11 protein-coding genes are annotated in these 12,135 nt (G+C 59.7%); 7 read left to right on the top strand and 4 right to left on the bottom strand.

Annotated features, from left to right (window positions below; translation table 11 throughout):
* Positions 1–8: 8 nt before the first annotated feature.
* The 3 genes from mreD to Q1A00_RS03815 all read right to left on the bottom strand — a co-directional run bounded on the left by mreD (position 9) and on the right by Q1A00_RS03815 (position 2,572).
* A complete protein-coding gene (gene mreD, locus Q1A00_RS03825; RefSeq protein ID WP_298403962.1) occupies positions 9–542 on the bottom strand; it encodes a rod shape-determining protein MreD in 534 nt (177 codons plus the stop codon).
* Complete coding sequence (gene mreC, locus Q1A00_RS03820) at positions 515–1,423, bottom strand: rod shape-determining protein MreC (protein ID WP_298403959.1); 909 nt, start codon at positions 1,421–1,423, stop codon at positions 515–517. The genes mreD and mreC overlap by 28 nt, the downstream gene beginning before the upstream one ends.
* A gap of 69 nt (positions 1,424–1,492) precedes the next feature.
* Complete coding sequence (locus tag Q1A00_RS03815; RefSeq protein WP_298403956.1) at positions 1,493–2,572, bottom strand: rod shape-determining protein; 1,080 nt, start codon at positions 2,570–2,572, stop codon at positions 1,493–1,495.
* A gap of 387 nt (positions 2,573–2,959) precedes the next feature.
* Between Q1A00_RS03815 and Q1A00_RS03810 the strand changes: the two genes are divergently transcribed.
* The 7 genes from Q1A00_RS03810 (at position 2,960) to Q1A00_RS03780 (ending at position 10,145) form a co-directional block, all read left to right on the top strand.
* Complete coding sequence (locus tag Q1A00_RS03810; RefSeq protein ID WP_298490012.1) at positions 2,960–5,050, top strand: putative cobaltochelatase; 2,091 nt, start codon at positions 2,960–2,962, stop codon at positions 5,048–5,050.
* A gap of 87 nt (positions 5,051–5,137) precedes the next feature.
* On the top strand, positions 5,138–6,676 hold the full coding sequence (locus tag Q1A00_RS03805) for a S1 RNA-binding domain-containing protein (protein ID WP_298403950.1): 1,539 nt from the start codon (positions 5,138–5,140) through the stop codon (positions 6,674–6,676).
* A 135-nt stretch (positions 6,677–6,811) separates the two neighbouring features.
* The gene (gene rpmH / locus Q1A00_RS03800; protein ID WP_298403947.1) at positions 6,812–6,985 is read left to right on the top strand and encodes a 50S ribosomal protein L34; all 174 of its coding nucleotides are present in this window, start codon (positions 6,812–6,814) and stop codon (positions 6,983–6,985) included.
* A 93-nt stretch (positions 6,986–7,078) separates the two neighbouring features.
* Positions 7,079–7,486, top strand: a complete 408-nt coding sequence (gene rnpA / locus Q1A00_RS03795) for a ribonuclease P protein component (protein WP_298403945.1) — start codon at positions 7,079–7,081, stop codon at positions 7,484–7,486.
* Positions 7,483–8,427: a YidC/Oxa1 family membrane protein insertase gene (locus Q1A00_RS03790; RefSeq protein WP_298403943.1), complete on the top strand. Its 945-nt coding sequence runs from the start codon at positions 7,483–7,485 to the stop codon at positions 8,425–8,427. The genes rnpA and Q1A00_RS03790 overlap by 4 nt, the downstream gene beginning before the upstream one ends.
* Before the next feature lie 47 nt (positions 8,428–8,474).
* Positions 8,475–9,140, top strand: a complete 666-nt coding sequence (jag, locus tag Q1A00_RS03785; RefSeq protein WP_298403940.1) for an RNA-binding cell elongation regulator Jag/EloR — start codon at positions 8,475–8,477, stop codon at positions 9,138–9,140.
* A gap of 153 nt (positions 9,141–9,293) precedes the next feature.
* Positions 9,294–10,145, top strand: coding sequence for a PfkB family carbohydrate kinase (locus tag Q1A00_RS03780; RefSeq protein WP_298403937.1), 852 nt, complete (start codon positions 9,294–9,296; stop codon positions 10,143–10,145).
* A 31-nt stretch (positions 10,146–10,176) separates the two neighbouring features.
* Here the strand turns inward: Q1A00_RS03780 and Q1A00_RS03775 are convergent, their stop codons facing one another.
* Entirely contained in the window at positions 10,177–12,027 is a 1,851-nt protein-coding gene (locus Q1A00_RS03775; RefSeq protein WP_298403934.1) for an APC family permease, read from the bottom strand.
* Positions 12,028–12,135 lie beyond the last annotated feature (108 nt).

The following is a 12,135-nucleotide window of genomic DNA, read 5'->3' as shown; positions in this document are numbered from 1 at the left end:
TCGCTTATCTACCCATCCGCTCGCACCAACCGGTAAACAATCGCCACCGCCGGCAGGGTTGGAATCAAAGCCAGCAGCACCGATGGGGCCACCACCACCAACCCATACCTCTGCCAATCTGCGATTACCGGTGAGGTAATCAAGGCCAGCGTTACTTCGTAGATAACCGTACCAATAGCCACGGCTAGCAAAGGTACGAGCGGACGTTCTACGGCAAACCGCCGGGCAGCTAAACTGACAATGACCACTGCTAGGAGTTGGGCCACGGCATGGCTGCCGAGCGGCATAGTGCCCAACACATCAAGCGCCAACCCACCGTAAAATGCCCACCACACCCCGCGCATCAACCCGCGCACCGGTTCGGCAGTGCCGGCGCCAACCAAGGCGCGCGCAATTGCCAGTACCAGCAGGATCGGGACACTAAAGCCTGCGAGGCCCGTCAGCAACGTTACCTGCACGAGCGCCAGCGCCAGCAAAACCAAGGCCAGCCCCAGCTCGCGCGCCAGCCGTTCTTCTATTCGTCTTGGCTGAGAATCACCCACACGTAGCGCACCTGATCCGGATCGACAAAGGGCCTGATCGCACCTATCTGGCGCTGTCCCTCTTGCTGTACCGTCTCGATCGCACCGATCGGCACGGCTGCCGGCATCGCCGCCAGATCGAGTGGCAGATCAAGCGCCCCGCTCAAACCGGCGGTCACCACCCGCTCGCCCACCCGCATCGTTACGTTGCGATCGATTAATTCCACCCGTAAACGCGAGCCGCGCTGCCATTGACCTTGCATCAACCCTAACGGTGCGCCATCGGCCTGCAACAAACGCACGCTGAGCTGGCTACTGATATCGGTAATCATCAACACATCGGCGGTGCGCGGCCCCACAGCCTCTACGACACCAATGAGGGCCGGTGAGCTACCCGGTTGCTGCCCGATCACTGCCATTCCTACCCGCACACCATCCTCAGCGCCGCGCGCGATGGTTAACACTCGCCGCGCCGCATCGGGCGCGCGCACCATCACCTCAGCGCCGAGGATTTTCCATGGGTACGTGCGGGTAATGGCCAGTTGCTGACGTAAAAAGATATTCTCAACTCGCGCCTGTTCAAGTCGCAGCACTTCACTGTTGAGGCGCGCATTTTCCGCTTCCAGTTCAGCAATCCGGTTTTGCAACGCCGCCACGTCACGCGGTGTCGCCCACCACGACTCGATCATAGCACGGCGCTCGCTCAACCAGCCGGCTAGCGGTTGCACCGCCTCGCGCACTGCCAACCGCGCCGGCGCCACAATCCCTTGCCGGTCGAGGATGATTAGCAGTACGCTGATCAACGCCAACCCAACCGCTAGCGCGACTACTCGCCAATAATGACGATCGCCGCTGCGATCACGGCGTAATTTCAGTGGGCGATCATCGAGAAAGTCGCGCATGCGCTATCTCCGTACCCGCCTTCGCCTGCTAGTCAAGGGTAATCTGCTGTCGAGAAAGTCGCGCATGCGCTATCTCCGTACCCGCCGGCTCGTTTGCGCGCGCGTCAGAATATCTTGATAGACGCTATTATCGAAGTGTTCGACCATCTTGCCGGCGCCGCGAGCCACACACGAGAGCGGGTCTTGCGCGATATGCACCGGCATGCGCGTCTCAGCTGCAATCCGCTTATCAAGGCCATGCAGCAACGAGCCGCCGCCGGCCAGCATGATCCCATGCTCCATAATATCGGCCACCAGCTCCGGCGGCGTCTCTTCGAGCGCGGCCCGCACTTCGGCGACAATCGCATTCACCGGGCCGGCAATGCCCTCGCGTAACTCAACCGAGCTGATCTCGATCGCTTTGGGCAAGCCGGTTAGCAGATCGCGCCCGCGCAACACCACTTTAATCTCTTCATCAAGCGGATAGGCCGAACCCGCGGCAATTTTCGCTTTTTCAGCCATCCGTTCACCAATCAAGAGGTTGTATTCGCGGCGGGCAAACTGAATGATCGCCTCGTCAATCTCGTCGCCGGCGATCCGGATCGAGTGATTGATGACAATGCCGCCAAGGGCAATCACCGCAATCTCGGTGGTGCCGCCGCCAATATCAACGATCATCGATCCAATTGGCTCTTCGACCGGCAACCCGGCCCCGATCGCAGCCGCCATCGGCTCTTCCACCACGTAAGCTTCACGCGCTTTGGCATTCAGCGCCGCTTCGCGCGCCGCGCGCTTCTCGACTTCCGTCACACCCGATGGCACGCCGACCACCACCCGCGGGCGGGGATCGACTAACGGCAATGCGGCATAGGCATGCGCTTTCTTGATAAAGTAGGCTAGCATCTGCTCGACCACATCGAAATCGGCGATCACGCCATCCTTCAATGGACGCACCGCCACGATATTAGCCGGCGTTTTGCCTACCATCGCCTTGGCTTCCGCCCCGACCGCATGAACCTTCTTGGTGCGCGTATCGATGGCCACCACCGATGGTTCGCTAATCACAATGCCCTTGCCGCGCACATGCACTAACGTGTTGGCAGTGCCCAGATCAATGCCAAGATCGCGGCTAAAAGCGCCAAAAATCGTATTGAAGGGGTTGAAACCCACGAGTACACTCCACGTCTTACCCGCCGGCAGCCCGCTGCTGCCGTCACCAAACTCAACGCCGGGATAAGCCCGGATTGAATCGCTATATTATAGCATACTGGCCCACCGTAATTCAGACACGGATCCGTGTCCATCTACGTACCATTCCTCCACCCGCGTTCATCCGTCTCCCATTCTCCCCTGATCACGCACAGCGTCATTTGACTTTTCGGCGGCTTTATGACACAATTGCTATGATGCTTCGTTGCAAGCACGTGGACGTGTTCGCTGTAAGCATTGCCGTAGGTCAAGTTTGCTCGCCGGATGATGAAGATGCCACATCCCAACATTATGCGGCATTGCTGCTATGGCTTCTGGCTCGCATTGAGCTAGAAGATTTTTGTTGTCGTGAATATCACAAGCCTTCCGCAACGACCGGTCTATCCATTCTCCGCCATTGTCGGCCAAGAGCGGCTCAAACGCGCTCTGATTCTCAATGCGATCAACCCCCGCATTGGTGGCGTGCTGATTCGCGGCGAGAAGGGGACGGCCAAATCAACCGCGGTGCGCGCGCTGACGCGCTTGTTGCCATCGATCAACGTAGTGGTTGATTGCCCCTACAGTTGCGATCCCGACACGCCGGCGACGCTGTGCGCTTCTTGCCAAGCCCGTCTCGCGCAAGGGCCGCTGCCAACGATGGTGCGCCCGATCCGACTGGTGGAATTGCCGGTTTCAGCCTCGGAAGACCGGGTGGTAGGCTCGCTCGACCTCGAACACGCGATTACCGAAGGTCAACGCCGCTTTGAGCCGGGGTTGCTGGCGCAAGTCAATCGCGGTGTGCTCTACGTTGATGAGGTCAATCTGCTTGACGATCATCTCGTCGATCTGCTGCTCGACGCCGCAGCGATGGGCGTGAACACCGTCGAGCGCGAGGGTGTGAGCGTGTCGCACCCGGCCCGCTTCATCCTCGTCGGCACGATGAACCCCGAAGAAGGTGAATTGCGCCCGCAGTTGCTCGACCGTTTCGGCTTGGCGGTGGAAGTGGTTGGCCTGACCGATGTGAATGACCGTGTGGCCGTTATCGAGCGGCGCATGGCCTACGAAGCCGATCCGTTCGGCTTCATCCAGCAATGGCACGAAGCTGAGGAGTCATTGGCGCAACGAATTGCCGCTGCCCGCGCCTTGCTGCCTCAAGTGCGGATCGATCGCACCGACATGGCGGTTGTCGCCAGTCTCTGCATTGAGATGGGGGTTGATGGCCACCGCGCCGATCTGACCATCCTTGAAACGGCCCGTACCCACGCGGCTTGGAGTGGCCGGCGCATGCTGCTCGCCGAAGATATCCGGCTGGCCGCCGAACTGGCCCTGCCCCACCGTATGCGCCGCCAACCGTTCGGCGAAGTCAAGCTTGACGAGCAACGGATGGCCAGCATCCTTGACCAATATGGCAAGCGGGTCGAAGAGGTCAGTGCGCAGGCTGAAGTAAAAAAAAACCCTGACCTCACCGATGTGAGCAATGGCAACGATGAAGGCGGCAATGAGAGCGGCGGCGGCAGCGCCACGGTTTCGGTTGGCGGGGCCGGTACGCCCGAAGCGACCACGCCAACCGATGATCGATCAACCGGCGGTGCTGAATACAAAGCTGGGGACATCTTTAAGCCGCGCCGCCTCGAAGCGACGCCTGATCGCCGTCAACGTCACGCTCCCGGTCGCCGCTCGCGCTCGCGCACGACGCGCAAGCAAGGGCGCTACATTACCAGCCGTCGCGCCGCGCGTGTGACCGATTTGGCGCTCGATGCCACCTTGCGCGAAGCGGCGATCTATCAGCGTAAGCGTCGCACTGAGTTGATGCATACCATTGGCTCGCCCCATCGCCGGCATCCAAAAGTGTTGATTAAGCGGTCTGATCTCCGCCAAAAGGTGCGGGTCCGCCGCACGCGCAATGCGGTGTGCTTCGTGGTTGATGCAAGTTGGAGCATGGCCGCCGAAGAGCGAATGCAAGCCACCAAAGCCGCTGTCCTCTCGCTGCTGCGCGATGCTTATCAACGCCGCGATCAGGTGGGTTTGGTCAGCTTTCAGCGCGATTATGCCCGCGTGCTATTGCCGTTGACCAACAGCGTCGATTTGGCGCAACGCCGCTTGCAATCGCTGCCGACCGGTGGCAAGACGCCGTTGTCACGCGGTTTGATTACCGCCTTCGAGTTGCTCGAACGCGCTCGCCGGCGTGATACAGAAGTGGTACCGCTGATGGTACTATTAACAGACGGGCAGGCAAATGTGGCGCTGTCGGACTTGCCGCCCCAGCAAGAGGCGTACCGGATCGCAGAGATGATCGCCGCGCATCAGATCCATTCAATTGTGATCGATACCGAGCACCCGAATTTCGATCGGGGCCTCTCGCGCCGGCTGGCCGAATGTTTGCGCGGTGTGTACTATCGGTTGGAAGATCTGCATGATGACGGCCTTGTCCGTGCGGTGCGGCAGCAAATGCGCTCGTAATATACGTCGGTGTGCGTCCGGCAACGTGGTTGCTTGATGCCACAACCATAGCTTCGGTAATCGTTTACGTGAGGAGGAAGGTAGGAAATGACGGATCAGGTACGTAGGGATGAGGTCGCTGCGGGCGAGCTGCCTGACACGCCTCTCGCGGCAGCTACTGCTCCGGCGGCTGAGGCTGCCGTCGCCGCGCTTACTCAGCCGGCAGAGGCGGTAGCGCCTACCCCTGAGCAGGAGGCGGACCAGCCCGCCGCCGCAGGGGAGGCTGCTGATGCTCCGGCGGCAATGGCTCCAGCCACCGCAGATGAAGGTGCGCCCTCCGCGGCGGAACCGGCCGGCGCAAGTTTTACGCCGGTGGGTGAACAACAACTGCAAAAACCGCGCCGGTTGAAGGATTTGCAACCCGGCATGGAACTGGAAGGCAAGATTACGTCGATCGCGTTGTACGGCGTCTTCGTCGATATTGGCGTGGGCCGCGACGGTCTCGTCCATATCTCAGAAATGAGCGATCGCCGGATAGAGACGCCTTCGGAATTGGTGCAGATCGGCGATACGGTAAAGGTGTGGGTCAAGAGTATTGATACCGATGCGCGCCGGATCAGCTTGACGATGCGCGACCCTGCCCGGGCGGAAACGCCGCGCCGTGCGCGCCAACCGCAGCAACAATCGCAGCCGCGCCGTCAAGAGATCGACCGCGAGAAGCTGGCCAGTCTGCGCGTTGGTGATGTCGTCGAAGGTGTGATTACCGGCTTTGCCCCCTTCGGCGCCTTCGCCGATATCGGCGTCGGCAAAGATGGCTTGATCCACGTCAGCGAACTGGCCGAAGGTCGGGTTGAGAAGCCGGAAGATGCGGTGAAGGTCGGTGAGCGCTATCAGTTTAAGGTGCTTGAGATTGATGGCGAGGCTGCCCGCATCAGCCTGAGCCTGCGCCGGGCGCTGCGCACCCAGCGTATGCAGCAGCTTGAGCCGGGCCAGATTGTCGAAGGCACCGTTAGCGGTATCGCTACCTTCGGCGCTTTCGTTGATATCGGCGTTGGCCGCGATGGCCTCGTCCATATCTCGGCGCTCGCCCCGCACCGCGTGGCCAAGGTTGAAGATGTGGTTAAGGTCGGCGATAAGGTGAAGGTGAAGGTACTCGGTGTCGATCAGCAGAGCAAGCGGATCAGCCTGACTATGCGCCTTGAAGAGGAGCAGCCGGAAGCAGCGGCGAGCGCTGAGGCAAGTGAGCCGGCGGAAGAGGCCGCGCCTGCCCGTGGTGGCCGCAGTAACTTTGAGCGCTATACCGCGGCCGCACAGGCAGCCCGTGAGCGGGGTGAACGCGGCGAACGCAGCGAGCGCGGCGAACGCAGCGAGCGCGGCGAGCGGCGTGATCGCCGCGAACGGCGCAGCGCCCAGCCGGCTCCTGAAATGTATGTCGTCGGCGAGGAAGATGAAGACACCTTTGAGGGCAATGCTACCATTGAAGACCTGTTGACGAAGTTCGGCGGGCCGAGCAATCGCCGCGATCGTGACCGTGATCGCCGCCGCCGCGACCACGATGATGATGAAGACGAGATTGAGCGCCCATCGAACCGCCGCCAGCGCGATGCGATCCGGCGCACGCTCCAGCAAATTGGTCACGATGAATAAGCGCACCGCTTGAGGATGTTAACTGGCCTGCCGGCGACGTTGCCGGCAGGCGACTATTTGACATGCATCCAGCGCGACGAGTATAATGGCAACAGTTTTTGTCAATAAAGAGATAATCTCTGAGGAGTACATACAATGCCCAAGCGAACATGGCAACCGAAGCGTATCCCGCGCCGCCGCAAACACGGCTTTCGGGCGCGGATGGAGACCAAAGACGGGCGCGCAGTGCTCCGTCGCCGGCGTCTCAAGGGGCGCTGGAAACTGACGGTGAGTGATGAGCGGCGAGCGGTGCGCCGCGGACACCGCTAATGACGGGATGGGACGGGTTATCGCCTACAGAGTCGCCCTCAGCGGCTGGTCATTGCGCCATCTGTGGCCGATAGCCCGTTTGTTTTTTTACCTATGCGACGCGCAAATCGGCTCCGCCGGCCCGAACAATTTCGCCGCGTCCGGCAAGAAGGTCGCACCGTTACGTCACCGTGGCTGGCCCTAACTGCCGCACCGGGCCGGCGCAATGCAGTGCGCTGCGGGTTCGTCGCAGGCCGGCGGATCGGCGGCGCAGTGCAACGAAATCGGGCTCGCCGGCGCGTCCGTGAGGCAGTTCGCCTGTTGCTACCATCATTGCAGCGCGGCTACGATTTGGTCGTTATCATCCGCTCGCCTGAAGTGGTTGAAGCGCCCTTTAGCCAGTTACAAGCTGATATTGCCGCACTTCTGCGACAGGCCGGTCTCTTAAACACGCCGGAACCCGAATCAACTGCATCGACATCGGCAACCTCACATCCACAATACGAACGGGGATCATCATGAACATTTGGTCGGCATTTGTTGGTTTGCTCGAACAATTGCTGCTCTTCTTCTCATCATTGACTGGCAACATGGCGCTAGGGATCGTGCTCTTCACAATCGCGGCGCGCCTCGTTATTCTGCCCCTGACGCTCAGTTCGCTCCGTTCGAGCCGCCGTATGCAAGAGGTGCAGCCGATCTTGAAGGAGATCCAGCGCAAATACGGCAAAGATCCCCAGCGCCTCCAAGAAGAGACGCTGCGTGTCTACCGTGAACATAAGATTAATCCGGTCGGTGGATGTTTGCCGCTCTTGCTGCAATTGCCGATCTTTTTCGGCGTGTACCAAGCGGTGTATCACCTGATGGTGCCCGAACAACGGGTCAACCTGAGCGCCGCCGCCGCTGAAATGCTGAAAGACGAACGGCTGGCCCAGATCCTTGCCGCCCCCTTCTTTGGCATGGATCTCGGCGTTCCAGCCTTTGGCCCTAATGGGTTCGCCGGCTTCGCCTATCTTATCTTGCCGGTGCTCTCGATCGTCTTGCAGTTGATGCAACAGTTGATGGCGACGCCGCGGGTGCAAGATCCGCAACAAAAGGCGTTTACGCAGGCAATGTTGATTATGCCGTTCGTCTTCGGCTACATTGCCTTTACCTTCCCTACTGGCGCAGTTCTGTACTGGGTCATTAGCAGCGTCATTGGCGTCATCCAGCAGTATTTCACCTCGGGTTGGGGATCGTTGGCCAATTACCTGCGCTTCCTGCCCCCCGATAACCGCCCTGCCCCAGCATTATCGTTTGCGCCGGCACCTGCCGGTCAGGCGGCTGAAGCGCAACCTGAAACTCCAAAGGTTGATTTCTGGTCGGTGATGCGGCCGTTGACTGAAGCGCCGGTAGAACCGAGCGAGACCGCTGGCGAAGAGCATCGCGCAGCGCGCCAGCACCCAAACCCGCGTCGCCGTCGCTAGGGACAAGATACGTTTAAGCAACCGGTCACAGTGACCGAGAGGTGTCTATGAAGCGCATCGAGATCAGCGCGCGCACCGTCGCCGAAGCTGTCGAGCTGGCGTTGGCCCAATTGGGCCGCGATCGCGATGAAGTGGCGATTGAGGTGCTTGATCCGGGCGAGAATGGTGACGAAGCATTGGTGCGCGTCACCGTTGTCGAAGATGAAGAAGAGCGACCGTCCATCGAGAAGGTGAGCGCTATTGCCCAACGTATCCTCGAAGATCTGCTCGAACGCATGGATATCCATGCGTATGTGACGGCTGTTGTCGCGCGGGTGCCCGGCCCGCAGGGTGAACCGGAAGATACAATTACCTTGCACGTTGAGGGTGCCGACGAAGAGGCGATGGGGCTACTGATCGGACGCCGCGGCGAGACGCTGCGCTCGCTCCAGTTTTTGCTAAATCTGTTGGTGAGCCGGCGCGTGCATGCATGGCCGCAGTTGGTGGTTGATGTGGGCAACTATCGCCAACGCCGCCAAGAGTCCCTCGAAAGTCTTGCCCGCCGGATGGCGGAACGGGTGCGCCAGACCGGCCGGCCGATTATGTTGGAACCCATGGCTGCCTACGAGCGACGGATCGTTCACCTTGCCCTGCGCGACGACAAGACGATTTATACCGAGAGTTCCGGTGAGGGCGAGAATCGTAAGATTGTGATCTATCCGGCAAAATCGTAACCGGTAGGGGGCTGGTTGCTAACTGGCCCCCGCTTGTTTCTCGTTGACGACCTATCTTGCTTTTACGTCAAACGCGCCACGAGCGAGTCGTCGCCGTAAACTGTTGTTTCTCGTCTACGACCTATCTCGCCTTCACGTTTGCGCTGGCACCCTATGATTGATTTTGTTGCTATCGGCCACGTGACCCGCGATTTGCTGCCGGCTGACGCAACTGCCGCTGGCGGCACCGCTCGCTTCGCTGCGCTGCTGGCACAACGGCTTGGCTTGCGTCCGGCAATTGTCACCGCTAGCGCCGAACCGGCCCCCGTCGGGGTGGCATGGGCAAACATTGCGACCCACATTAGTTCAACCTTTGAAAACCGCTACACGCCTACTGGCCGACGCCAGTGGCTTCATGCAGTGGCACCGGCAATTAGCGCGACCGCTATCCCACTTGGCTGGCGCACTGCCCCCATCGTCTTGCTCGGCCCGGTCGTGCATGAATGCACCCCGACATTAGCTACAGCTTTTCCGAGCGCCTTGATCGGCGCCACAGCCCAAGGATGGTTGCGTGACTGGAACGATGACTTGCCATCACCTATTCGGCTGCGCCGCTGGCAACCCGCGCCCAAAGAACTGGAGCGCCTGCATGTGCTCAGTCTCAGCAGCGAAGATGTGGGAGGCGATGATGAATTAGCCGCCTATTATGCCGGCCTCACGCCGATCGGCATTGTCACCTACGGCGCACGCGGCGCGACGATGTTCTTGCACGGCAAGCCTCACCATATCCCCGCCTACCAAGCCCAAGAGTGCGATCCCACCGGCGCCGGCGATGTCTTTGCCACCGCCTTCCTCATCCGGCTGTGGGAAACTGGCGATCCCTTTGCTGCAGCCCGATTCGCCGCCGCCGCTGCGGCCTGTGCTGTAGAAGGGGTCGGTGATACGGCATTGCCCGATCGGGCGCAGATCATCCAGCGTATGGCTGGAGGTAACCGAGCAATTGATCATATCACGAGAAGATCGTAGGGGCATACACTGTGCGCCCCTCTCAACAAAATCACCGCTCTAACCGATACGGCACACTGGTCACGACATTGCCGCGTAATCGCAGGGTAGTTTTGATCAACAAACCGGTCTGGTTGTGCAACAGGTGTTCCCACCAACGCGCCGGCACAAATTCGGGCAAGATCACCGTGATCACATCATCACCATAACGCGTCTCGACCTCTTCGATGTAGCGCACAATCGGGTTGATCAGCGAGCGGAATGGCGATTCGAGCACGACCAGCGGAATATCGCACCCCCAATCGCGCCAGCGCGTGCGTAACTTCTCGGTTGCATCAGGATCAAGATCGACGTATACAGCGGTAACATTGTCGGGCGCGATCGAGCGAGCGTACTGTAACGCCGGCAACACCCCACGATGAATGCCGCTCACCAGCACAATCGCCGTGTGGCGGCGCAGTTCGGGCGGCAAGATAGCGCCGCTCAACGACAATTGCTCGGCCACGCGGCGATAGTGCAGGTTGATGGCGCGGAACATCAAGACCAGAATCGGGATGGCCGTGATCACCATCCACGCGCCATGAACAAACTTCGTGACCATTAAGATCACCAGCACGATCGCCGTGAGGAAGGCGCCGAAACCGTTGATCATGGCACTGTGCAGCCACCCCGGTTGGCGCAAACGCAAATGACGGCGAACCATGCCCGATTGCGAGAGGGTAAAGGAAGTAAATACACCTACCGCATATAACGGCAGCATAGCAATCTCATTAGCTCGAAAGATAACCACCAGCAGGGCTGAAAACATTCCCAGCACCAGAATCCCATTTGAGAAGACCAACCGGTCGCCTCGCGAGGCAAACTGGCGCGGTAAGAAGCGATCGCGTGAGAGGAAGGAAGCGAGGCGCGGGAAGTCAGCAAAGGCCGTATTCGCAGCCAATACCAAAATTAAGGCAGTCGCTACCTGAATGAAGACGTACACTGGCCCCACGCCAAAGATTGTACGCGCAATCTGCGAGACGATCGTCTCGTGAGTAAACTCATTCGGTACCGCTTGATGCGTGTACGCCAGCCACGTGATACCTAGAAACATCGTGACTAACAGCGAGATCATCCACGTGAGGGTGATCGCCGCATTGCGCGCCTCTGGCGGTTTGAACGCTTGCACGCCATCGCTGATCGCCTCAATCCCAGTCAGAGCAGTACAACCGGCGGCAAAGGCACGCAAAATCAACCACAGCGAGAGCGCCTCGCCGGTGGGAGGAATGTCCGGATCAATTGAATGCGTCACCGGCTCGGCGCCAAATACGAGATCATGCCCGACACCGACGACGATCATCAAGAGAATGCCGGTGATAAACCCATACGTCGGGATGGAAAAGATCACGCCGCTCTCTTTAGCGCCGCGCAAATTGGTAATGGTGACGATCAGAATGCAGACGAGGGCAATCTCAACTGCATGATCGCGGAGCGCCGGAAAGCCCCAGTTCGTTGCCAATGACGTGATTGCAGCGACACCAGCCGAGATGCTGACCGCGACGGTCAACACATAATCGATGAGCAACGCGCCGGCGGCTACTAAACCCGGCATATCACCAAGATTATCGCGCGTTACGATGTAGCCGCCCCCGCCTTGCGGATACGCTTTGATCGTCTGCCGGTAAGAAAAACCAACGATCAGCAACAACAACGCAATCGCGCCAGCAATCGGCAACGAGAGACCAAGCGCCGCACTCCCGCCAAGAATGAGAATAGTGAGGATGGCTTCGGTTGCATACGAGACTGAAGAGAGCGCATCTGATGAAAAGACTGCCAACGCTGTCGTTTTGCTGAGCCGTTCTTGGTGTTGGTGTTCGGTAGCAATCGGACGGCCAACCAGAATGCGCTTGATCTGGGCAAACATAGCCGCAGGTTCCTTGCTAATGTGCGAACGCAACAGTTTTGGGCATAGAAAGACGGAACGCAATCTGCGCGCGGCAGTCGGCGTTCCGTCGGCTGTCGAACGCATGGT

This window comes from uncultured Chloroflexus sp. (assembly GCF_938091255.1).
In the GTDB taxonomy this organism is placed as follows: Bacteria; Chloroflexota; Chloroflexia; order Chloroflexales; family Chloroflexaceae; genus Chloroflexus.
This window is presented reverse-complemented; position numbering and strand designations above follow the sequence as displayed.